The organism is Escherichia sp. E10V10, assembly GCF_004211985.1.
GTDB lineage: Bacteria > Pseudomonadota > Gammaproteobacteria > Enterobacterales > Enterobacteriaceae > Escherichia.
The window spans coordinates 261,044-285,195 of the sequence record NZ_RHJO01000002.1 but is presented as its reverse complement, the minus strand read 5'-3'; the positions used below and the strand labels follow the sequence as shown (position 1 = coordinate 285,195).

Annotated in this window: 19 protein-coding genes; 10 read left to right on the top strand and 9 right to left on the bottom strand. The window is 52.6% G+C overall.

Features of this window, described 5'->3' with window-relative positions:
- Positions 1 to 92 precede the first annotated feature (92 nt).
- The 5 genes from btsT to D9736_RS05785 form a co-directional block, all read right to left on the bottom strand.
- Positions 93 to 2,243 carry a pyruvate/proton symporter BtsT gene (gene btsT / locus D9736_RS05805; RefSeq protein ID WP_001298933.1) on the bottom strand — a complete coding sequence of 717 codons (2,151 nt, stop codon included), beginning with the start codon at positions 2,241 to 2,243 and terminating at the stop codon, positions 93 to 95.
- Positions 2,244 to 2,744: 501 nt separating this feature from the next.
- On the bottom strand, positions 2,745 to 4,010 hold the full coding sequence (locus D9736_RS05800) for an FAD/NAD(P)-binding oxidoreductase (RefSeq protein ID WP_130257904.1): 1,266 nt from the start codon (positions 4,008 to 4,010) through the stop codon (positions 2,745 to 2,747).
- Entirely contained in the window at positions 3,991 to 4,254 is a 264-nt protein-coding gene (locus D9736_RS05795; RefSeq protein WP_000017085.1) for a (2Fe-2S)-binding protein, read from the bottom strand. Before D9736_RS05795 ends, D9736_RS05800 begins: the two co-directional genes overlap by 20 nt.
- A complete protein-coding gene (locus tag D9736_RS05790) occupies positions 4,251 to 5,360 on the bottom strand; it encodes an FAD-dependent oxidoreductase (protein ID WP_130257903.1) in 1,110 nt (369 codons plus the stop codon). The genes D9736_RS05795 and D9736_RS05790 overlap by 4 nt, the downstream gene beginning before the upstream one ends.
- Positions 5,357 to 6,304: a 4-hydroxyproline epimerase gene (locus D9736_RS05785; RefSeq protein ID WP_130257902.1), complete on the bottom strand. Its 948-nt coding sequence runs from the start codon at positions 6,302 to 6,304 to the stop codon at positions 5,357 to 5,359. Before D9736_RS05785 ends, D9736_RS05790 begins: the two co-directional genes overlap by 4 nt.
- 311 nt (positions 6,305 to 6,615) lie before the next feature.
- On the opposite strand from D9736_RS05785, the gene D9736_RS05780 reads away from it, so the two are divergent.
- From D9736_RS05780 to D9736_RS05760, 5 genes are all read left to right on the top strand, one after another.
- Entirely contained in the window at positions 6,616 to 7,443 is an 828-nt protein-coding gene (locus D9736_RS05780) for an AraC family transcriptional regulator (protein ID WP_130221703.1), read from the top strand.
- Positions 7,444 to 7,594: 151 nt separating this feature from the next.
- Positions 7,595 to 8,515, top strand: coding sequence for a dihydrodipicolinate synthase family protein (locus D9736_RS05775; protein WP_130204736.1), 921 nt, complete (start codon positions 7,595 to 7,597; stop codon positions 8,513 to 8,515).
- Between the two features lie 14 nt (positions 8,516 to 8,529).
- A complete protein-coding gene (locus tag D9736_RS05770) occupies positions 8,530 to 10,140 on the top strand; it encodes an aldehyde dehydrogenase (NADP(+)) (RefSeq protein ID WP_130257901.1) in 1,611 nt (536 codons plus the stop codon).
- A gap of 11 nt (positions 10,141 to 10,151) precedes the next feature.
- On the top strand, positions 10,152 to 11,753 hold the full coding sequence (locus D9736_RS05765; protein WP_130204740.1) for an APC family permease: 1,602 nt from the start codon (positions 10,152 to 10,154) through the stop codon (positions 11,751 to 11,753).
- An 11-nt stretch (positions 11,754 to 11,764) separates the two neighbouring features.
- Entirely contained in the window at positions 11,765 to 12,775 is a 1,011-nt protein-coding gene (locus D9736_RS05760) for an Ldh family oxidoreductase (RefSeq protein ID WP_130257900.1), read from the top strand.
- A gap of 58 nt (positions 12,776 to 12,833) precedes the next feature.
- Here the strand turns inward: D9736_RS05760 and D9736_RS05755 are convergent, their stop codons facing one another.
- Positions 12,834 to 14,054, bottom strand: coding sequence for an amino acid deaminase (locus tag D9736_RS05755; RefSeq protein ID WP_130257899.1), 1,221 nt, complete (start codon positions 14,052 to 14,054; stop codon positions 12,834 to 12,836).
- Between the two features lie 200 nt (positions 14,055 to 14,254).
- On the opposite strand from D9736_RS05755, the gene D9736_RS05745 reads away from it, so the two are divergent.
- From D9736_RS05745 to D9736_RS05735, 3 genes are all read left to right on the top strand, one after another.
- Positions 14,255 to 15,697, top strand: coding sequence for a D-aminoacylase (locus D9736_RS05745; protein WP_130257898.1), 1,443 nt, complete (start codon positions 14,255 to 14,257; stop codon positions 15,695 to 15,697).
- Between the two features lie 9 nt (positions 15,698 to 15,706).
- Positions 15,707 to 16,096, top strand: coding sequence for a RidA family protein (locus D9736_RS05740; RefSeq protein WP_000023754.1), 390 nt, complete (start codon positions 15,707 to 15,709; stop codon positions 16,094 to 16,096).
- A 102-nt stretch (positions 16,097 to 16,198) separates the two neighbouring features.
- Positions 16,199 to 17,668: a sodium:solute symporter family protein gene (locus tag D9736_RS05735; RefSeq protein WP_130216571.1), complete on the top strand. Its 1,470-nt coding sequence runs from the start codon at positions 16,199 to 16,201 to the stop codon at positions 17,666 to 17,668.
- 9 nt (positions 17,669 to 17,677) lie between these two features.
- On the opposite strand, the gene D9736_RS05730 is transcribed toward D9736_RS05735, so the two are convergent.
- Positions 17,678 to 18,541, bottom strand: coding sequence for a MurR/RpiR family transcriptional regulator (locus tag D9736_RS05730; protein WP_064530245.1), 864 nt, complete (start codon positions 18,539 to 18,541; stop codon positions 17,678 to 17,680).
- A 181-nt stretch (positions 18,542 to 18,722) separates the two neighbouring features.
- Between D9736_RS05730 and tsr the strand changes: the two genes are divergently transcribed.
- Entirely contained in the window at positions 18,723 to 20,387 is a 1,665-nt protein-coding gene (tsr, locus tag D9736_RS05725; protein ID WP_130257897.1) for a methyl-accepting chemotaxis protein, read from the top strand.
- A gap of 49 nt (positions 20,388 to 20,436) precedes the next feature.
- Here the strand turns inward: tsr and D9736_RS05720 are convergent, their stop codons facing one another.
- Positions 20,437 to 21,798 carry an MFS transporter gene (locus D9736_RS05720; RefSeq protein WP_130257896.1) on the bottom strand — a complete coding sequence of 454 codons (1,362 nt, stop codon included), beginning with the start codon at positions 21,796 to 21,798 and terminating at the stop codon, positions 20,437 to 20,439.
- A 214-nt stretch (positions 21,799 to 22,012) separates the two neighbouring features.
- Positions 22,013 to 22,927 (bottom strand): GntR family transcriptional regulator, encoded by a 915-nt coding sequence (locus D9736_RS05715; protein ID WP_130257955.1) that lies wholly within the window; start codon positions 22,925 to 22,927, stop codon positions 22,013 to 22,015.
- A gap of 137 nt (positions 22,928 to 23,064) precedes the next feature.
- On the opposite strand from D9736_RS05715, the gene lgoD reads away from it, so the two are divergent.
- Positions 23,065 to 24,087 (top strand): L-galactonate oxidoreductase, encoded by a 1,023-nt coding sequence (gene lgoD, locus D9736_RS05710; protein WP_130257895.1) that lies wholly within the window; start codon positions 23,065 to 23,067, stop codon positions 24,085 to 24,087.
- Positions 24,088 to 24,152 lie beyond the last annotated feature (65 nt).

The following is a 24,152-nucleotide window of genomic DNA, read 5'->3' as shown; positions in this document are numbered from 1 at the left end:
GCTGGGGATTTGCCGGATGCGGCGTAAACGCCTTATCCGGCCCACGATAGACACTTTGTAGGCCGGATACGCGCAGCGCATCCGGCAACCGGTTAGTGGTGCGAAGAGATCTTCACGCCGCCTTCCGGGATTGGAACGTACGGTGTTTCTTTGTCAGTACGTTTGTCGCTGTTACGCACCGCAAGCCAGGTTTTGAAACCGTAGAAGATGATGCTGTACACCACAATCAGGAACAGAATACTCAGACCTGCGTTGGTGTAGTTGTTCACAACGATGTGGTTCATGTTGGCAATCTGCTGCGCCGTCAGGTCAGTACCGTTAGCAATCTTCTCTTTGTACTGGCTCGCCATGTAGAAGAAGCCTTCCATCTGCGGGTTGGTGCTGAACAGTTTCAGGCCCAGCGCCCAGGTGGTGCAGATAAGCAGCCATACAGCCGGAACAACAGTTACCCAGATGTATTGGGTGCGCTTCATCTTAATCAGCACAACGGTGCCCAGTACCAGCGCTACGGCTGCCAGCATCTGGTTGGAGATACCGAACAGCGGCCACAGGCTCTTAACGCCGCCCAGCGGATCGACCACGCCCTGATACAGCAGGTAGCCCCACAGACCCACACAACCCGCAGTACCGATGATACCGGCAACCAGAGAGTCGGTTTTTTTCAGGAACGGGATGAAGTTACCCAGCAGGTCTTGCAGCATAAAGCGGCCAGAACGGGTACCGGCATCCAGCGCGGTCAGGATGAACAGGGCTTCGAACAGAATACCGAAGTGATACCAGAAGCCCATGTCAGCCATCGGCAGCACTTTGTGGAACACGTGCGCGATACCTACCGCCAGTGTCGGCGCACCACCTGCACGGTTCAGGACAGAAGGCTCACCAATGTCTTTCGCGGTTTGCAGGATCTGCTCTGGCGAAATCACGAAGCCCCAGGAGCTGACGGTCGCCGCCGCGTGTGCGGTAACGTCTTTCAGCTGCGCCATGATGATCGGCGCGTTCTCGCCACCCATTTCATGCAGGTTAGGCATGGTGATGCCAAGGCCCGCAGGCGGGGTATTCATCGCGAAGTAAAGACCCGGTTCGATGATGGACGCAGCAACCAGCGCCATAATCGCCACGAAGGACTCCATCAGCATTGCGCCGTAGCCAATGAAACGCGCGTCGGTTTCGTTAGCCAGCAGTTTCGGCGTCGTACCGGAAGAGATCAGCGCGTGGAAGCCAGATACCGCACCACAGGCGATGGTGATGAACAGGAACGGGAACAGTGCACCTTTCCACAGCGGGCCAGTACCGTCAATGTACTGGGTCATCGCTGGCATTTTCAGTTCCGGGTTCAGCACCACGATACCCAGCGCCAGGCCGACGATAACGCCGATTTTCAGGAAGGTGGCCAGATAGTCGCGCGGTGCGAGGATCAGCCACACCGGCAGCAGTGCGGAAACAAACGCATAGCCAATCAGCGCGAAGGTAATGGTGGTGTCTTTAAAGGTCAGTGCTGGACCCCAGTACGGGTCGTGAGCAATCACGCCACCGAAGTAGATAGAGGCAACCAGCAGCACGATACCAATGACAGAGACTTCACCCACACGCCCCGGACGAATAAAGCGCATGTAGATACCCATAAACAGCGCAATCGGTACGGTTGAGCAAACGGTGAAGACACCCCACGGACTTTCGGCCAGGGCTTTAACCACAATCAGCGCCAGTACGGCAAGGATGATGATCATGATTAAGAAACAGCCAAACAGCGCGATAGTCCCCGGTACTGGTCCCATCTCTTCTTTGATCATCTCACCGAGAGATGCGCCGTTACGGCGAGAGGAGATAAACAGCACCATAAAGTCCTGAACCGCACCGGCCAGCACTACCCCCGCCAGCAGCCACAGCGTGCCAGGCAGGTAGCCCATCTGCGCGGCGAGAACCGGACCAACCAGCGGACCAGCACCGGCGATAGCGGCGAAGTGGTGACCAAACAACACGTAACGGTTGGTCGGAACGTAGTTCAGACCGTCGTTGTTAATAACCGCAGGCGTCGCGCGCGTGGGGTCGAGTTTCATCACCTTCTGGGCGATATACAGACTGTAGTAGCGATACGCCACCAGATACACCGACACAGAGGCGACCACGATCCACAGGGCGCTGACGTGCTCCCCCCGACGTAATGCAACTACCGCGAGGCAGAATGCACCGATGATTCCGAGAATCACCCAGGGTATGTGCTTGAATAGTTTTTTCGTATCCATAGTAAAACCTGGCATTTTACTCGTCGTCTTTTGGCTTACAGGTGCGGCAGTTGCGTTCGTTCACCCCTGTCACTTACTGTTGTAAGCTCCCGGGGATTCACTCACTTGCTGCCTTCCTGCAAACCAAAATCCTTAGAGTAATTTGTTAATCATAGGCCGAAGCCGTTCTAGGTTTGCGTTGCGTTTGAGGAGGTAAATTGACCGCTATCCTGCAGTGATGTTGCCAGAGTTACGCGCGCGTAAAGTAAGGTAAATAACTGAGTGGTTATATTAGGGACGTAAGCGGTCAGGAATGGCGGTGAGCGGTTGGGCAAGAATTATTCATTAGGCTAATATGTGATTGAGATCACGAATTTTTTTGCCTGGATAGATTTCTCGTTTGCGCCTCAATAATTGCCAGATGCGCCACGCTTATCTGGCCTGGGTAGATTCTGCAATGTATTGAATTTGTAAGATTTACCAGACCGGATAAGCCATTAACGTTAAGTCCTTATCAGGGATTTAATGTGGTGAAGGTGGCTGGTGCGCCAGGGCAATTAACGTTTCGCTGCGAGAGGGGGAAAGGGGTTCTCGCGGTTGCGGTAATGGCCAGCCGTATAACCATCGAGCGGTAGCGGCGCAGGTTCTCCCCTGACAGGCTCCCATGCCGCAGCGGGTCGTTAATTTGGCCTGCAGCCAGCTTTGTGCTTGCTCTACATCGCTACAGCGAATGTCTTCGCAGCGGCAAAGCAGCGTTTCTGGTGTCGCAACGCGCTTGAGACTTTCGGGCAGGGCAAAGGTTTTATGAAGTGCAAGGGCGAAGCGCTGCCACCCGGCACGTTTTTGTTGCAGAAACCTGGTTTCATGGGCGCGATCGGCCGCACAAAGCCCGGCTATCTCACCTTCTATCAGCGCCAGTTCACTGCCACCAAATCCAGTACATTCACCGGCTGCATAGATGTTTTTAACCGAGGTTCGCTGAAGTTCATCCACCTGCACGGCATCATTGCTGATGACACAACTGAAGAACAACCCTGGTTCAAGATTAGGCACCAGACCATAGCTAATAGCCAATTTGTCGCATGGCAGTGTGATTTCCCTACCATTGTGTCGGAGGGTGACAGCACGCAATGTTGCGTCGCCGTGAGCAGCGATAACCTGGCTTGCACTGAGATAACGACGAGGAAATAGTGTCGCCAGTTGGCGCAGCTTACCCGGCCAACGCCATAGCCCGAGGCCAAAGCGCAATAGCGCTGCGCGTGGGGCTTGTTCCACAATCGCCACCACTTCGCCTCCGGCACGGCGAACGGTGTCAGCAACGGCCAGTAATAGTGGCCCGCTTCCGGCAATAACCACTTTTTGATTCGCCATGTGCAGCCCCTGTTTCACTTGTGCCTGTAACCCACCCGCGCTACTGACACCGGGCAGTGTCCAGCCTGGAAACGGTAATGCAAGTTCACGTGCACCGCAGCAGAGAATCAGTTTATTCCAGCTTACTGTGCCGTAGTCTTCTGCGGTTTCGAACAGTACACAATTTTCGCTGCGGCGGGCGATTAACCTCGCTCCGTTGAGCACACGAATCCGCGATTCGTTGGCAACGGCATCACGGTAATGGCGGGCCAGTGGAGGAAGCTGACTTTGTGGGCCATCGCGCCAGATTTGACCGCCAGGAAGCGGATTATCATCAAGGATGATGACCTGCTTATCGCACTTTGCTGCGGCCAGGGCAGCTGATAGCCCCGCCGGACCTGCACCGAGAATTAAAATGTCACACTGTAAGGTCTGCATATCCGCTCCTTTCAATCTGCATGTCTGGCTGGCAAAGGGTCTGACAACCTGGTACCCGACGACCATTAACGCTCACCCGACACTCCTGGCAAACGCCCATGCCGCAGAAAGGTGTACGTGGTTGCCCGCTCACCGAAAGGCGCGTAATGGGGTTATCGGTTAAGGCCAGTGCCGCCGCTACGCTAATACCCGTCGGGACAAACCAGGGCTGTCCGGCAATAAAAATTCGAATAGTGCCACTCATGCGCTGGCCTCCAGGGAGATAAGTCTGGCGGGTAGCCAGGGGGCAGGAGATACGAGGCTACGTTCACCCAGCAACTGTGCGGCTAACAGCGACGCGCTGGCGGGGGCAGTGGTCACGCCAAGCCCTTCATGACCAAGAGCCAGCCAGACGCCAGCACGGGAAGGATGCGGGCCGAGAAGGGGATTACCATCCTGCGAGGCGGCGCGAAAACCGCTCCAGCAACGAATAATATTGAGCGTTGCCAGAGACGGCAGAAAGTGTTGCGCTCTGGACAGCATCGCGGCCAGGAGTGGAAGGTCCAGTTCGCGATCCTGGTTATCGAACTGACGTGAAGAGCCAATCAGCAGTTGGCCGGTGGGACGAGGCTGCACATTAAAGGCCACTGACGTGCCGCCGCCGTGAGCACTGGCGCCGTAGCCAAGTTCAACCAGTTGGTGATTGACCAGTGGACCATAGCGATCAGTAATCGCCAGTTGGCCTTTCTTCGCGCGCAGCCATGGCTCCCCCAGTAACGTATTGGCTCCCAGACCACTGGCGATGACGATCGCGTCGGCGCGTACCTGGCGACCGCTCTGTAATGTCACTGTTGGTTCTTCCAGACGAATGGCGGGATCAACCAGATGTGTCAGCTTATCGCCCGCATTGGCAATAAACCAACGGGCAACGTTTGGGGCATAGACGATGCCATCGCCCGGCACCCATAACCCGCCGGATAACCCCGGGCGTAGCATAACTTCTCGCTCAGCCAATTGTGCGGCGCTTTGCATTTCGCTGTTTACTTTCTGCGATGCCAGACGTCGCTGCTTCTCTCGGGCCATTTCCAGTTCTTCTGGTGTTTCCGCCAGCCACAATGTGCCACAGCCGCGCCAGGCACAGCTTTCCGGTAACTGAGGCGTCAACGTGCGCCACAGTTCCAGCGACCAGGCAGAGAGCGTCAGTTCTGCGGGATCATCATCCATACAGACCAGATGCCCCATTCCTGCAGCCGTAGCTCCGGCTCGGCCGTCGTCAATTAACGTGACTCTCACCCCTCGTTTTGCCAGTTGCCATGCGCAGGCGGCCCCGATGATGCCTGCGCCGATGACAATGACCTCCGTGCTGTTCACAGGCTAATCCCCCAGCAGAAGGGATCGTCCGGATTAAGGAGCAGGCGATTGTCGCCGCATACCCAGGCTTCTCCACGAATGGTGGGGATAATCTTCTCGCCATGGCGGGTATAGTGAGCCGTAAACTGGCTACCAATAATACTGGCCTGGCGCCAGATATCGCCGGGGGCGAGTTTTCCGTCCTCTGCCAGACAGGCCAACTTGGCGCTGGTGCCTGTGCCACAGGGAGAACGATCCCACGCTTTGCCTGGGCAAAGGACGAAGCTACGGCTATCCGCCTGATCGTCATCGGCAAAAAGTTCGATATGATCGATAATGCCACCATTTTCACCGACGATCCCCGCATTATCGAGTCCTTCCCGTACCGCCCAGGCGTATTCAGTTAACTGCGGGATCTGTTCCGGCACAATATCAAATGGATGATCATTAATAAGAAAAAACCAGTTGCCACCCCAGGCGATATCACCTGTAACTGTACCCACCGCCGTTTCCACACTTACCTGTTTTTGCCAGCGCCAGGCCGGAACGTTTTCAACTGACACACTGCCATCGTCATGCAATGTGGCGTTTACATCTCCAACAGGGGTTTCAATGCGGTGAACGCCTGGTTTAATACGACCTAACCAGGCCAGTGAAGCAATAAGCCCGATAGTGCCGTGCCCACACATATTCAGGTATCCGGCATTATTGAAAAAGATGACACCCGCCGTGGCATGAGGGGAAACCGGCTCACACAGTAGCGCGCCGACCAGCACGTCGTTGCCGCGTGGCTCAAGAATTATGGCTTTGCGCCAACTGTCAAATTCCCGGGCAAAACGTTCGCGCCGTTCGGCCATGCTGCCGCTACCGAGATCGGGAAAGCCATCAATAATCAACCTGGTCGGCTCGCCTCCGGTATGGGAGTCGATAGCCCTGAGTTCAGTGATTTGGTGAGGAACATGCATGCTCTGGCTCCATGTGGTTAACGAAATGTTTCTAAATGCTGGCGTAATTGCAACTTTATCGCTTGAAGGGTTTCTGCAAGGGAAATGACGAAATCAGCACAGTGAATTATTTCGCGATACCAGGAGTGGTCATATTTTTTTAATATTAATCATCTTGTTAGTGATGTGTTAGACCAAGAACAAGCGTTCGTCAGTAGTGAGAGCAACGGAAAGTGGAAATACACGGAAGGATCGCAAAATGCGCTTTCAGTACTTGTCATGTTAACTAAAGGTTAATAAACATTCATCCTCAATCGCTATGAGGAACAGCTATGTCCAGCATATGTCATCAGACTATTGAGTTTTCCCCTTGTGAAGAAACTGCGCTGGCCGTTGATGAACTTAGTCAAATTTGCGAGGGGCTGGCGCGGCAGCGTCCACAAAATATTCAGGCATTGTTAAATGCACTGGCGCTGATTGCGCCACTTCTCAACGCCATTCCTAATGTGGTGTTTTTTATTAAGGATGTGCAGGCCCGTTATCTGTTAGTCAATATGACATTGGCGCGACGCTGCGGGTTTAAAAACGTGACATCGCTACTGGGGAAGACATCGGCAGATGTTTTCCCTTCTGCGCTGGGACGAGGATATACCGAACAGGATCTGCGTGTGCTACGCGAAGGGGTTGCGTTACGTGATCAACTGGAGATGCATCTCTATAACGGGCGCGAACGCGGCTGGTGCCTGACGCAGAAACTGGCACTGCGCGATATGCAGGGGCGTGTGATTGGAATGGCGGGGATCTCACATGATCTCCAGGAAGCACATGCGCGTCATCCTGCCTGGCAACGTCTGGCGATCATCGATGAGCACATTCGCAATCACTACCACCGCGCGATCTCTATGGAAGAGTTGACTGAAATGAGCGGAATGTCTGTGGCGCAAATTGAACGCTACTGTAAGCGGATTTTTCACCTGACTCCTCGCCAGATGATCCACAAAGTTCGACTGGAAAAGGCCACGGAGTTGCTTGCCGGAACTACGCCGATTACCGATATCGCTTTGCAGTGCGGTTATACCGACCACAGTGCGTTCAGCCGTCAATTTAAGGCGATGACAGGCTCAACACCGCGTGATTTTCGGATGACGTTGGTCGGGTAGCACGACAAATCGCAACCGGGCATTGTGCTAATTTCGTCATCCTGGGGAAAGAAAATCGACAAGCCGCCAGCGCAAGGAGAGGTCAATCTGTTAATGAAAATTCACTTTTAATTCACATTAACGCAACAGGTTGACAATAAGGAAACCAAAGATGAGCAATAAAGCGATTAACTGGAGTGGCGTTTTTCCGGCGGTTAGCACTCAGTTCCGTAGTGATTACTCACTTGATTTGGATGCTACCCATGCGGTGATGAAAAACCTGGTTAAAGACGGGGTTTCTGGCCTGGTAGTGTGCGGTAGCGTAGGAGAAAACACGTCACTTACCACTCAGGAAAAACTGCAAATCATCGAAGTCGCGAAAGATGCTGCTGGCGGAAAAATTCCGGTGATTGCCGGGGTTGCTGAGTTCACCACCGCCTTTGCCCGGACGATGGCAAAAGAGGCCGAGAAGGTCGGTGTTGATGGCGTTATGGTGATGCCTGCTTTGGTTTACTCGTCTAAGCCTCATGAAACTGCAGCGCACTTCCGCAGTGTGGCAATGGCGACCGACCTGCCGATCATGGTCTATAACAACCCACCGATTTATAAAAACGATGTCACCCCTGATATCCTGGAAACACTCGCTGATTGCGAAAATATTGTCTGCTTTAAAGATTCCTCTGGTGATACTCGTCGCTTTATCGATCTTCGCAATGCGGTAGGAGATCGCTTTGTGCTGTTTGCAGGGCTGGATGATGTCGTGGTTGAGAGCATTGCGGTGGGCGCTGAAGGCTGGATTTCCGGGATGTCAAACGCCTTCCCACGCGAAGGTGAGACGTTGTTCCGTTTAGCAAAACAACAGCGTTTTGACGAGGCTATGGCGCTGTATCGCTGGTTTATGCCGCTGCTGCATCTCGATGCGCGTCCTGACCTGGTGCAGTGTATCAAGCTGTGCGAAGCCCTGTTGGGGCGTGGCAGTGAGGTTACTCGCCCGCCGCGTCTGGCGCTGGAAGGTGAAACGCGTGCCCAGGTTGTGGCGATAGTTGAGAAAGCGCTGGCGACTCGCCCTGCGCTGCCGGACGTGGGCCTTTGAGGTGGGGAGAGACTATGACTGAAACTTTCCCTTTCACCGGGCAACAGTTCATCGCCGGGCAACGTGTTGCCAGCGGTGAACCGTCGCTGGTCAGCCTGCGAGCGCAGGATGGCGAACCTACCGGGCAACGTTTTTACCCGGCCTCCGTGGAGGAGGCCGCGCAGGCGGCTATTGCGGCGCAGCAGGCTTTTGTGCGCTATTCACAGACCAGTGCCGGGCAACGTGCCGATTTTTTAGAAACCATCGCCGATGAACTTGATGCGGCAGGCGACGAACTGTTCGCTACGGCACATCAGGAGACAGCGTTACCCCTGGCGCGTTTACAGGGAGAGCGGGCAAGAACCAGCGGGCAGATGCGCATGTTTGCCGGGTTATTACGTCGGGGCGATCTGTTTGAGGTAAGAATTGATACTGCGTTGCCGGAGCGTCAGCCTCTTCCTCGACCGGATTTGCGCCAGTATAAAACGGCTCTCGGGCCGGTGGCGGTATTTGGTGCCAGCAACTTTCCACTCGCTTTTTCTACCGCCGGTGGTGATACAGCTGCGGCACTGGCTGCAGGATGCCCGGTAGTGGTGAAAGCGCATCCTGGGCATATGGGAACGGCAGAAATTATCGCATCAGCGATCGCTCGTGCCGTGACTAAATGCGCCATGCCCGCAGGCGTATTCAATATGATTTTCGGTACTGATATCGGTGCTGAACTGGTGAAACATCCCGCAATTCAGGCGGTGGGTTTTACCGGCTCATTACGTGGTGGCATGGCACTCTTTCGTTTGGCCCAACAGCGTCCACAGCCGATACCGGTTTTTGCCGAAATGTCGGCTCTCAATCCCTTTTTCATTCTGCCGCAGGCGCTATCAGTACGTGCCGATACGCTGGCCCGCGATTTAGTCGCGTCGTTCACGCTGGGATGTGGGCAGTTCTGCACTAAACCAGGCTTGGTTGTGTTGCTGAAGGGGGAGAAAAACGCGGACTTTTTGCAGCAACTGGTTGAGAAAGTGAATGCCGCCTCACCGCAACTCATGCTTAACGCCTCCACGCTTGAACACTATCGCCACAGCGTAGAGAAACTGGCAGGACATCCGACAATTCGGTGTTTGGCGGGGGGCGATAATCATCAGACCGGACGTGCAGAAGCTCGTCTCTATCAGGCTCAGGTGGCAAGCGTACTTGAAAAAGATCCTCTGTTGCAGGAGGAAGTGTTCGGGCCGCTCGCGATTGTGGTTGAAGCCGCTGATGAAGCGGAGTTGTTGCAGGTGATTAACGCTCTGCAAGGGCAACTTACTGCCACACTTCAGGCGGATGAGGATGACCGGCAACTGGCTGGTCGTTTATTGCCGTTGTTGGCTGATAAAGCCGGGCGCGTATTGTTCAACGGCTATCCCACCGGCGTTGAGGTTTGCGATGCCATGGTACACGGTGGTCCGTTCCCGGCAACCACCGACGCGCGCGGCACGTCCGTAGGCACGCTGTCCATTACTCGTTTTCTGCGCCCGGTATGCCTGCAAAATGCACCCGCTGCGCTATTACCGCCTGCGTTGCAGGACAGTAATCCATTAAACCTGCTGCGCCTGGTTAACGGCCAGTGGACCCGGGAAGCCATTTCCTCCTTGTTGACTCATTGAAGGGCATCACTATGACAATTCCTTCTACCCAAAGCACGCAAACCGTCGTTGTTGAGTCGGGGAAGTTTAAAAAGCAGTTAACGCTCACCGACTTGACCTTTATTGGTCTGGGGGCGATTTTTGGTTCTGGCTGGCTGTTTGCTGCCAGCCATGTCGCATCGATCGCTGGCCCAGCCGGGATTGCTTCCTGGGTTATTGGCGGTTTTGCGGTGTTGCTACTGGGGATTATTTACTGCGAACTGGGGGCGGCGCTTCCCCGCGCGGGCGGTATTATTCGTTACCCGGTATTTTCGCACGGCGAATTGATGGGCTATCTGCTGGGCTTTATTACCCTGATTGCCTTCTCCAGCCTGATCTCCATTGAGATTGTAGCCGCACGGCAATATGCTGCCGCCTGGTTTCCGGCGCTGACGCAGACGGGGAGCAGTGACCCGACGCTGTTAGGCTGGGTGGTGCAGTTCTTACTGTTGTGCTTCTTTTTTGCCCTGAACTACTACAGTGTCAAAACGTTCGCCCGCTCGAACAATTTTATTAGTGTGCTGAAGTTTCTGGTGCCGTTGCTGGTGGTAATAACGTTATTTGCCTTCTTCAAACCGGAGAATCTGCATATACAGGGTATGGCTCCATTTGGTATGTCAGGAGTGGAAGCGGCAATTAGCGCGGGTGGGATTATCTTCGCTTACCTTGGGCTGACACCGATTATCTCCGTTGCCAGCGAGGCGCAAAATCCGCAACGTACCATCCCATTTGCGCTGATCCTCTCGGTAATTCTCTCGACCATCATCTACGTTCTGCTGCAGATAGCCTTTTTGGGCAGCATCCCTACTGAGTCGCTAAGTGGGGGGTGGGCGGAGATCAGTAAGAACTATTCGCTGCCGTATCGTGATATCGCCATTACCCTTGGGATGGGCTGGCTGGCATTTATGGTGGTATGTGATGCTATTGTGTCTCCCAGCGGCACTGGCAATATTTACATGAATGCGACACCGCGCGTGATCTATGGCTGGGCGAAGGCGGGGACATTCTTTAAAACCTTTACTCATATCGATAAGGAGTCAGGTATTCCACGTCCGGCACTGTGGCTGACGTTTGGTTTATCTATCTTCTGGACGCTGCCGTTCCCGTCGTGGGAGCAATTGATTAGCGTGGTTTCTGCGGCTCTGGTACTGAGCTACGCCATCGCGCCAGTTACAGCTGCCGGGCTGCGTCGTAATGCACCAGATATGCCGCGCCCGTTCCGCGTTCGTGGTTTTGCGGTGCTCGGCCCACTCTCTTTTATGATTTCCGCGCTGATTGTTTTTTGGTCTGGTTGGGGAACGCTTTCCTGGCTGCTGGGGCTACAAATCGTAATGTTTGTGGTTTACGTGGTTTGTAAGTCGAAAGTGCCTGTTCAGCATGTCAGCCTGGCGCAGCAGATTAAATCTTCATTGTGGCTTATTGCCTTCTATGCCCTGATTATGCTGTTTTCCTGGTTGGGTAGTTTTGGCGGTAGCGGCATTATAGGTCACCCGTGGGATACTATCGTCGTCGCGCTGATGTCGTTGGGAATTTATTACTGGGGCGCATACACCTGTCTTCCTCGGGCGAACTTTAACGGGGATGAAGAAGAATAAAGGAGTAGAAAATGGATAGAGTAATCCTCTCATTATCAGAGGCTTACGCACTAGCCTATCATGCGCTCATCAGTAACGGATTTAGTGAGCAACATGCAGTGGTGATTGCAAACAACGTTACCGCCGGGGAGCGCGACGGCTGTGCCTCGCACGGTTTATGGCGACTGCTGGGGATTGTTGACACGCTGCGAAAAGGGAAAGTCTCTGCCGATGCTCTGCCGACAGTGGAATCTCAGGCGCCGGCAATCGTTAAGGCCGATGCCAAAGGTGGCTATTCGCTGTTGGCTTATCAGCAGGCACTACCGTTACTGATCGAGAAAACGCGTCAGTGCGGGATTGCAGCACTGGCGATTAATCATTGTGTTCACTACTCCGCCTTATTTGCGGATGTTGAACCGCTGACTGAAGTCGGACTGGTGGCGCTGGCGACCACGCCAAGCCATGCCTGGGTTGCGCCGAAAGGGGGGCGCAAACCTCTTTTTGGTACTAACCCAATCGCGTTTGGTTGGCCGCGCGACAAACAGCCGCCATTTATTTTTGATATGGCGACCAGTGCGGCGGCACGCGGGGAGATTCAGTTACATCAGCGAGCCGGGAAATCACTTCCTGAAGGTTGGGGGATCGACAGTAATGGCAATGCCACCACCGATCCACAAGCTGTGCTGGACGGAGCAATGTTAACCTTCGGCGGTCATAAAGGTTCGGCACTGGCAGCGATGGTGGAGCTGATTGCGGGGCCACTGATTGGCGATATGACCAGTGCTGAGTCTCTTGCGTGGGATAACGGTGCAGGTGGTTTGCCGTATGGCGGAGAGTTGATCCTGGCACTCGATCCGCAGCGTTTTCTTGGTGAGGATGCCGGGAGGCATCTGGCAAGGGCGGAAACACTGTTTAGTCAGATGCAGGCACAGGGCGCGCGCCTGCCGGGAGAACGTCGCTACCAGGCACGATTGCGCAGTGAGCAACAGGGTGTAGAGATCAGCCAGTCACTCTATGACGATATTCGATCCTTAAGTAGCTGATAGATATTAAAGGATATACATACAATTAATGGCGGGAAGGCTCCCGCCATCTGCGCTATCAAAACAACGTATCCAGCTCTGCCAGTACGTTGTAGTCGTCATCAGTCAATAACAACGTTTTCCATTTGTCGAAGGTCAGGCACGGATGGGAAGTGCCAAACACCAGAATATCCCCCACCTGCACGTCGCTATTAGCTGACAGTTGCAACATACAGTGCTGATCCATAATGCCGACACTGCGAATAGCCTCAGGATTAAATGCCAGTGATTTGCCGTTGCGATAGTGGGCGACTGGTTGCGGCAGTCCGGCGTCGAAGGCGCAATCACGCTTACCAAAATTAACCACCGCACGATCGGCCTCTGGCACCGATTGCACCATAGCCACCAGTTCCAGTGCAGATGTGAGATCGCCTGCCAGATCGCAAGCCACGGGATCACGGGCGATCAATTGCTGTTGCGCGATGTCGTAGATCCCTGCGTCATGGGTGATGTAGCAGCCTGGGCGAATGACAATTCGGCAGTTAGTCGGTTTTTCTGCCGCCAGCCAGATATTGCACACCACGTCATACCAGACCGTGCCTGCTCCGGTGAGAATAAACTCGCCATCAACCAGACTCGCCATATCACAGGCTAGTTGTGCGGCATCCCGCAGCAGCGCTTCTACCTGCGGCTGTGGATCGTCACCGTGTAAAACACCTTCATATAACTCAAGCCCTCGCAGACGTAATCCTGGTAACTGGGCCGCCTGCTTAGCCAGAGCCAGTGCGGCATCCGTTGAGCGGCAACCACAGCGCCCGCCGGGAACACCCAGCTCAATCATCACGTTCAGCGTCTGTTGCTGGCTGGCAAAAAAGGCAGACAAAGCGCGGGCGTTCTCAATGCTGTCGATACAGCAGATAAAATCGACCGTCGGGTAATGCCGTTGCAACTGGGCAATCAGCTGCATATTCGCCTTGCCGACCAACTGGTTAACCATCAGCACACGCTGAATACCGCTCGCCATTGCCGCACCAGCCTGCCACGCGCTACCGACACCTATTGCCCAGGCACCAGCCGCCTGCTGCGCCTGAAAAATCCACGGCGTCATGGTGGTTTTACCGTGCGGTGCCAGCGAAACGCCGCGCGCGTCAGCGTAACGCTGCATCCACGTAATGTTGTTCTCCAGGGCCTGCTTTTTAATGATCGCGGCAGGTAAACAAACATCTTCGGCAAGGATATTGGCGGGCATTTGCATCAGGGCAGATTTATGGGGAACCAGCGGCTTAGAGTGGTATTTCATAACATTCACCTTTTAAAGATTTCAACGTATCGGATGTGAGTATCATTTGTAACTAAATGAAATATAAATACTTAGTTTATTTATCTTATGATTTATGAATAAAAGTATCAGAAAATCATCTGGGTTTTGCGTAGTTTTCCACTGTTTTTCATCCTTGTAAATGGTTAACTTGTCACCATTGCAGAAATGGAGTGACGAACATGCAGGTTGACTGGTTATTCAAAAATGTGACGGTTATCGACGGCAGCGGCGGCCCTGAATTTCGCGGGGACGTGGCAATAACAGGTGATCGGATTGTTGATATTGCCCCTGCGCTTAACGTTACGGCGCAGCAGGCCATTGACGGTGAAGGACGGGTGCTGGCACCAGGGTTTATCGACGTTCATACCCATGACGATATCAACGTTATTCGTATCCCGGAATATCTGCCAAAAATCAGCCAGGGGATCACCACCGTGATTGTCGGCAACTGCGGGATCAGTGCAGCGTCGGCGAAAATGAAAGGCGAAGTCCCTGACCCGATGAATCTGTTGGGGGAAGCGGAGCACTTTATTTATCCCACCGTTGAAAGCTATGCCCAGGCAGTGGAAGCAGCCAGACCGTCACTGAACGTTGGCACGCTGATTGGTCATACGGCGCTGCGTAATAATCATATGGGCGACCTGTTTCGCCCGGCGACGGCAGATGAAATTGCCGCTATGCGTGCCGACTTACGTCTGGCGTTGAGTCAGGGGGCGCTGGGGTTAAGTTCCGGACTGGCCTATGCCACGGCATTTCAGGCGACTACCGAAGAGGTGATGGCGCTGGCGGAAGAACTGGCAGGTGAGAAGGGGGTTTATACCACTCATCTGCGTTCTGAATTCGAACCGATTCTGGATGCGCTGGATGAGGCGTTTCGTATTGGGCGTCATGGCAAAGTGCCTGTCGTTGTTTCCCACCATAAATGTGCCGGGGCGAAAAACTGGGGGCGGACAAAAGAAACGTTGGCTTTTTTTGACCAAATGCGTCAACACCAGGAAATTGGCTGCGATGTCTACCCTTACTCGGCCAGCTCTTCAACGCTGGATCTCAAACAAGTCACCGACGAATTCGATATTGTGATCACCTGGTCACAAACACATCCGCAGCAGGCCGGGAAAACACTGGCACAAATCGCCATCGACTGGCAGATGAGTATGCTGGAGGCTGCGAAGCTGCTAATGCCTGCCGGGGCTATCTATTACAACATGGACGAGCGCGACGTCCGCCGAGTATTGAGTTATCCGGTCAGTATGATTGGCTCTGACGGCCTGCCTAATGATCCCATGCCGCATCCGCGTTTATGGGGCGCTTTCCCTCGCGTGCTGGGTCACTATTGTCGTGATGAAGGCTTATTCCCGCTGACCACGGCTATCCACAAAATGACCGGGCTTTCTGCCAGCCGTTTTTGTCTACCCCAGCGTGGACTGGTGAAAGTCGGCTATTTTGCGGACCTGGTGTTGTTCGATCCGCAAACCATTCGTGATGTTGCCAGTTTTTCTGATCCCAAACGTCCGGCAGATGGCATTGAGGCGGTGATGGTGAACGGTGTTATGAGCTATGGTCGCGATAAACACATTACAGGCCGTGCGGGACGTTTCCTGCGCCGCCAGACCTCACATTAAGGAGTGAATATGAGCATTAAACGTTACGGTACGGAAGGTGGAACGGGCACTGGTGGGCAGCATTTGCCGTTTGCCAGGGCGGTTGAGGCGGGCGGCTGGCTGTACGTCTCCGGGCAAACACCCATGAAAAATGGTGAGGTGGTAGAAGGCGGTATCGTTGAACAGTCACGACTGGCGATCCAAAACTGTGTCGACATCATGACCGAAGCCGGTTATAGCCTGGCGGATGTGGTTCACGTGAAAGTGATCCTGACCGACGCCCGCTATTTCCAGTCATTTAATAAAGTATTCAGAGAATTTTTTGGCGAGAATCCGCCCGCACGTATTTGTTGTGTGGCTGATCTGGTTGTCGATTGTAAAGTCGAAGTCGATGTGACCTGTTATAACGCGACCCGCTAATAAATTTAAGAATTAAAAAAATAGACCGCAATTGAGTGCTGAATACATTCAGCACTCCGGGAACTCTTACATTATTTTCTCTCTACTGGCAGGATGTGAATTATGAACAGTCATATCTTTTTAGTCGGCTTTATTATTTATGCCATCGCCATGATTTGGCTTGGTTGGTTTGTTTCGCGAAATCAGAAAAGCGGAGAAGATTTTCTGCTGGGCGGGCGCTCGCTGCCGCTGTTTCTGACGCTGGGTTCAACCGTTGCCACAATGGTTGGCACGGGTTCCAGTATGGGCGCAGTGGGCTTTGGTTACAGCAATGGCTGGGCCGGAATGCTTTATGGCGTCGGTGGGGCCGTAGGTATATTGCTGGTGGCGTGGCTGTTTGCACCGGTACGTAAATTACGTTTTATGACCATGAGTGAAGAACTCTCTTATTATACTGGCGGGAGTCATTTAATTAAAAATATTGTCGGTCTGATGATATTTATTGCCTCTATTGGCTGGCTGGGCGCGCATATTTTAGGTGGCAGTATGTATCTTGCCTGGGCAACAGGTATTGATCTTACTGTAGCAAAATTAATTATCGCCTTAGCTTTTGCGATTTACGTTATTATCGGCGGTTATTCGGCGGTAGTGTGGACAGACACCATTCAGGCCTTAATTTTGTTCTTTGGTTTTATTTTGATGGCTATTCTTGCCGTTGTTCACGTAGGCGGCTGGAGTGCGATTGAACAGGCGATGGACCCAAAAGCGATGAGCCTGTTTGCGATTGATAAAATGGGCGTGTTACCTGCGCTTTCGCTGGCGCTGGTTATTGGCGTAGGTGTGCTGGCAACACCGTCTTATCGCCAGCGTATTTACTCGGGTAAAGATGTTCCCTCTGTACGCCGTTCGTTTGTTATTACTGGCGTGCTGTATCTGTTCTTCTCGATTCTGCCTGCCATTATCGGCATGGCGGCGTTCACCATGAACCCGAATCTGGAAAACAGTAACTATGCCTTCTTGTTCGCCACCAGTTTTCTGCCGCCATTGCTTGGCCTGGTGGTACTGATTGCCGGGCTTTCTGCCACCATGTCTTCTGCCAGCTCCGATGCCATCGCAGCGGTGGCGATTATGATGCGCGATGTCTACACGATGATTACCGGCAGAATGCCGCCGGAGAACAAGGCAATCACTTACTCACGCTGGATGCTGACCTTTGTTATTGGCCTGGCGCTGGTCTTTGCTCTGACCTCTAATGACATCATCAGCTACATTACCAAAATGATTTCGATGCTGATGTCCGGGCTGTTTATCTGCTCGATTCTCGGTCGCTTCTGGCTACGCTTTAATTGGCAGGGCGCGCTGGCAGCGTTAGTGAGCGGTATGGTGATGTCAATTGTGGTGCTGATGAATGCCGACTGGCTGGCTTACTGGGGTAACCCGTGTATTCCGTCAGTGCTGGGAAGCCTGGTCGCTGGCGTACTGGTGACGCTGGTAACGCCAGCAAGCGAGATCAGCCGGGAAGAAGCTCTGGCTATTATCACCAATGAGCGTGAAAACCAGAGTGTCGTGATCACCAAACCTGAAGAGGCATAACCAATAGTGCTAATCGCCAAGTGGCTGGCGGTTAGCGCCACCCCGGTGGCTGTCTAATGCCAGTTTTATCCGCCGCAGGCGATCTTTCGCCTGCGCTTTATTTGCCATAGCCAGCTCTGTTGCCAGCACATCGATCATCGCGAGCATGGCGTAACGGGAAGGGGTGGGCTTAAAAATGTAATCACTTTCCTGAACCAGCAACGGCAATACCAGATCCACCTGTTCTGCCAGTGGTGTTTGTGCAGGCGTAATGGCGATAACTCGCGCGCCGTACTGACGGGCGATAGCGGCACTTTCGATGATTTCTGGCGTATAGCCGCCGAGTGAAAGAACTATCACCACATCCTGCGGCATCACGGCTGAGCACATCATTCTCATCATGAGTGAATCGTTCTGACTGACCACTGGCAATCCCAGGCGGAACAGACGGTACTGGATCTCCTGCGAGCAGATGGTAGAACCGCCGCCCGTTCCCAATGCAAGAATTTGCCGCGCCTGGCTTAACCAACTGACCGCCTGGCTGATGGCGTTCATATCCAGTGAGCGACGATGCGTTTCCAGCACGCTGATAATTGATTCGTAGATCCCCTGAACACCGTCAAGATCCGGTACATCGAGAATAAACCGCTGCCCGATAGCCAGTGACTGCGCCAGTTTGACTTTCAGTTCGCGGACATCTTTGCAACCCAATGCACGGGCAAAACGCGTCACCGACGCCTGGCTGGTTTGTGTTAACCGCGCCAGCTCGGCAATTGGCAGTTCCACGGCTGCGGAGACGTCATCAAGAATAAATTGTGCGATACGCTTTTCAGTGGCGGTTAACGCCATAAACCGCTCGGTAATGCAGGAGATGATATCGATGCTATAAGCCATGGGAGTATCACTGATTCAGTAAAAACTGGTACTTTGTACCATAAAAATTGCTCCAGAGTGTGACCCTCATAAAAAATGTAAGTACGCAGCGACAAAAAAACGCTCAACACCGCTCCAGATCATAAAGTTTTCTACCACCAGGCCGACAACCTGAGTATCAGGTCTGGAGGGAAGAGAAACCATGTTTAAACGTATTAAGATCGTGACCAGCTTATTGCTGGTTTTGGCCGTTTTTGGCCTTTTACAACTGACATCAGGCGGTTTGTTCTTTAATGCCTTAAAAAATGACAAAGAAAATTTCTCCGTTTTACAAACCATTCGTCAGCAGCAATCCACGCTGAATGGCAGCTGGGTCGCGTTGTTGCAGACACGTAACACTCTCAACCGCGCGGGTATCCGCTACATGATGGATCAGAACAATATTGGCAGCGGTTCAACCGTCGCCGAGCTGATGCAGAGTGCCAGTATTTCGCTGAAGCAAGCGGAAAAAAACTGGGCGGACTACGAAGCATTGCCGCGTGACCCGCGTCAGAGCACAGCCGCAGCGGCGGACATCAAACGTAATTACGATATTTACCACAATGCGCTGGCGGAGCTGATCCAGCTGTTAGGTGCAGGCAAAATCAATGAGTTTTTTGAGCAGCCGACTCAGGGATATCAGGACGGTTTCGAGAAGCTGTATATGGCTTATATGGAGCAAAACGATCGTCTCTACGATATTGCCGTCAGCGATAATAATGCTTCCTACAACCAGGCGATGTGGGTGCTGGTGGGCGTGTTGATCGTCGTGTTAGCCGTCATTGTGGCCGTCTGGTTTGGTATTAAAGCCTCGCTGGTAGCACCAATGAATCGCCTGATCGAAAGCATCTGTCATATTGCTGGCGGGGATTTGGTAAAACCCATTGAGGTGGATGGTTCTAACGAAGTAGGACAACTGGCTCAGAGTTTACGCCATATGCAAAGTGAACTGATGCGTACTGTCGGAGATGTACGTAACGGTGCTAATGCCATTTATAGCGGTGTCAGCGAAATTGCCACGGGTAATAACGATCTCTCATCACGTACTGAGCAGCAAGCGGCTTCACTGGAAGAGACGGCGGCCAGCATGGAGCAACTGACTGCAACGGTGAAACAGAACGCCGAGAACGCGCGTCAGGCCAGTCATCTGGCGTTAAGTGCATCTGAAACTGCGCAACGTGGCGGCAAGGTAGTGGATAACGTGGTACAGACGATGCGCGATATCTCCACCAGTTCGCAGAAGATTGCCGATATTATCAGCGTTATCGATGGTATTGCCTTCCAGACCAATATTCTGGCTTTGAACGCGGCGGTTGAAGCGGCGCGCGCGGGCGAGCAAGGGCGTGGTTTTGCGGTAGTTGCGGGGGAAGTGCGTAACCTGGCGCAGCGTAGCGCCCAGGCGGCCCGTGAAATTAAAAGCTTGATTGAAGACTCCGTAAGTAAAGTGGATGTCGGATCTACGCAGGTCGAAAGTGCCGGGGAAACCATGACAGAGATTGTCAGCGCCGTAACACGCGTTACTGACATTATGGGAGAAATCGCTTCAGCCTCTGATGAGCAAAGCCGTGGCATTGATCAGGTTGGTTTAGCGGTTGTCGAAATGGATAGGGTAACGCAACAGAACGCCGCGTTAGTGGAAGAGTCTGCTGCCGCTGCCGCCGCGCTGGAAGAGCAGGCCAGCCGTCTGACCGAAGCCGTGGCGGTGTTCCGTATACAGCAAACGCAACAGCGTCAGCATGAAGCTTTGCCAGTGTTAAACGCAGCGTTGCCGGTTGTGCCGCGCAAAATTGCCGTCGCTGATAGCGGGGATAACTGGGAAACGTTTTAATCGCCATGAAAAATGCCCGATAAGCAAAATGCTATCGGGCATAGGGAGATTAATCTTTACGTGGGTCGTTGATCGGCTGACGAACCAGGAAGATGTACGCCAGCGCACCAGCCGCGGTGACGCAACCGCAGATGATTAGTGCCAGATGGAATGAGTGTGTGGTATCAACAATAAAACCGGTAATAATCGGCGCGAAAGAGGCGCAGATGAAGCTGGCAAAGTTCTGGATACTGCCCACCGACGCAGTCATGCGAGAAGCGACTGCGACGTGGATCAATCCCCAGCAGGATGTTCCGGCAAAGTGAATACAGAACAGTGCCATGCCAATCAGCAGAACCGCCGTCATGGATGTTGTCGCTTGCGGTACTACCAGCGTAAAGGCGGCAGAACAGAACATCCCGGCAATAATGCAGATCTTCCGGCTCTTAATCGGAGCCATTCCCCCTTTGACCAGCCAGTCGGTAACGTAACCGTTGACCAGCATCCCGGCAGCCCCAAACAGGAAAGGGATAGCCGCCATCAACCCTGTGCTTTTTAAATCCAGGTTATAGGCTGTTTGCAGGTAACCAGGAAGCCAGGCCAGATACAGCCACGCAGTGTAGTTGATGCCACTGAATCCGAGCATCATTCCCCACATTGTGCGGTTACGGAACAGGCTGCGCCATTCGGCAGAACTGAGCGGATCTCGGCGGGCATTGACGCTACCAGCATTGAGATAAGCTTGTTCAACGGCAGTCAGTTCTACGTGCTCGCGGTTGCGATAGAGCATATACCAGCCGATGGCGAGAAAAATACCCAACACACCAATGGTAATAAACATCCCGCGCCAACCCATCACCAGCATCATCGCCGCCAGAATCGGTGGGCTTACGGCTACGCCAATGGTAGACGCTGCGTTGAAGAAGCCCATCGGGCGTCCGCGCTCTTTGATGTTGAACCAGTCGTTAATGACTTTTACACCGCATGGGTTCATCGGCGCTTCACCAATCCCCATACCGATACGAACCAACACGAACTGCGTAAAGCTGTGCACCATGCCAGACATGGCCTGGAACAGTGACCAAAAGAACATCCCCAGTCCCAGCATCAGGCGTGGGCCTTTACGATCCAATAGTGGGCCGCAAGGAAGTTGCGCAATGCCGTAAGCGAGTGAAAACACGGAGAGCAAAGCGCCGATTTCGGTGGCACTTAATCCCAATTCTTCACGAATCGTTAAATTTGCTACCGACAGCGAACTGCGGTCGAGATAATTGATTACCGCCGCAAAAAATAATAACAACATGGCGGTGGTTTGAATGCGTTTAATTCGGGTACTGCGTTGAACTAATCCATCTGGTGGCACGGGAATATCTGCCGACGAAGATGGAGTAAATGAAGAACGCGGATCGAGGGTGATATTTTCTTTTTCCACGCCGGACTCCTGTATTTATAATTTTAATTGTTTACGTAATTGTGCATTACGCAAGGTTGACATTAACGGCAGGTTAAAGTTTTAGGACTTTACTTCCGCTCACAAAAACATTTTTAGTCGACTGATTGTGAGCATAGGTAAGCGGGAATTTCCCGGTATTTATCTTTTGATAAAACCGTGCACCCGCTAATAGTTTGCTGTTTTTAATCCGTACTTAATGAGCATAACGCGTGTTCTCATTAATGGAGCGAATCATTGATTGTTTAGCTGAATTCAAATGGTTACGGAGCGCAAGGGTGGCATCCAGGTCACTGCGGCAAATCAAGGCGCTGAGAATGGTCATGTGCTCATCGACGGCAATGATATTACGCTGTTTAAGATCGCTTTCGTCCCATTGATAGTGAAAATGAAAGATGATTGAGATTATCTCAATCGATTGATCAAAAAAGATATTATCGGCAGCTGAAAGCAGTAAGGAGTGAAAATCTCTGTCCAGTTGGGAAAACATACGAAAGCTATTGCCGATGTTGTCTCGTAGTAGGCGATGACGTTCGAGCATGCTTTTCGCCTGCAGCCAGTGGGGATCATGATCAGGCAGGTCAAGAAAGTGCTCAAGTGAATGTGTTTCGAGCATTTCACGCAGTTCAAACAGCTGCTCGGCGTAGGGTTGATCGAATTGCTTCATGCACCACTGACCGCGTTTTTCGCTTTGAATAAGATTATACCGACCGAATTTTAAAAGGTATTCCCTCACTACCACCGGGCTGACACCCGCGGCTCGCGCCAGTTGCAGTTCAGAAAAAGTTTCCCCAGGGCGTAACTGGCGCTGGTTTATCATAGTGAAAAAAGCCTGTTCAAACATTTTGTTTTGCTCACTCATTGAAGCGATAGTGCAGGCGAAACCGTCATCGTAGTCAGGTTTGCGCGTAATAACATGGTCATTTCCGACCTGTGTCAGGACGCCGCATTCGCGTAAGTGGCTGAGAATATGCCGCACTGTGGTGCGACTGATGTTGTACATTTCCGCCAGCGCGCTTTGCGATGGAAGTGGTGAAGGGACATGACCACGCGCCATATCATCAATGACCTGGTTAATCACATTGTGGCGTAAATTTTGCGAACGACTCATATTTTCTCCTTGTGAGTCCATTAAAACCATATTTAAAACATTTTTATGTGTGTGTTTTCACAAAATAGATTTTCTGTTTTGCTGTCATTTTTAATTTTCATTGATATCTATTGCAACAAAGAATGGAGAACAGAATCATGTCTACGATGAAATTTTTAATTTGTCAGCAGCCGAAAGAATTAATCTGGAAACAACGCGAGATACCTATTCCGGGTGACAACGAAGCATTAATTAAAATTAAAGCCGTCGGAATTTGTGGTACCGATATTCATGCCTGGAGGGGGAATCAACCATTTTTTAGTTATCCACGCGTTTTAGGCCATGAAATATGTGGGGAGATTGTTGGATTGGGAAAAAATATTGCTGATCTTATAAATGGACAGCAAGTTGCGGTAATTCCGTATATTTCTTGTCAGGAATGCCCGGCGTGTAAAAGCGGTCGCACCAATTGCTGTGAAAAAATTTCGGTCATTGGCGTGCATCAGGATGGCGGTTTTAGTGAGTATTTGAGCGTGCCGGTGGCGAACATTTTGCCTGCGGATGGTATTGATCCGCAGGCGGCAGCATTGATTGAACCTTTCGCTATTAGCGCTCATGCGGTTCGTCGCGCAGCAATTGCGCCAGGTGAGCAGGTGCTGGTGGTCGGGGCGGGACCAATTGGTCTGGGCGCGGCAGCAATCGCTAAAGCCGATGGCGCACAGGTGGTGGTGGCGGATACCAGTCCGGCGCGGCGTGAGCATGTGGCAACGCGTCTGGAGTTACCCGTGCTGGACCCGTCAGCCGAGGATTTTGACGACCAGTTGCGGGCGCAATTTGGTGGTTCGCTGGCGCAGAAAGTGATCGACGCAACAGGTAATCAACATGCGATGAATAACGCCGTTAATCTGATTCGTCATGGCGGCACGGTAGTTTTTGTTGGCCTGTTTAAAGGCGAGTTGCAGTTCTCTGATCCGGAATTCCATAAAAAAGAAACCACAATGATGGGCAGCCGAAATGCCACGCCGGAAGATTTCGCGAAAGTCGGGCGGCTGATGGCGGAAGGGAAAATTACTGCCGACATGATGTTAACCCATCGCTATCCATTCGCCACGCTGGCAGAAATCTATGAGCGCGATGTGATTAACAATCGTGAGTTGATTAAGGGCGTGATTACTTTCTGATAATGCGAGTTGCCATGCAGCGCCCGGGGAAATGTTGGGCGCTGTTTTTTCTGTTTCTTAATAAT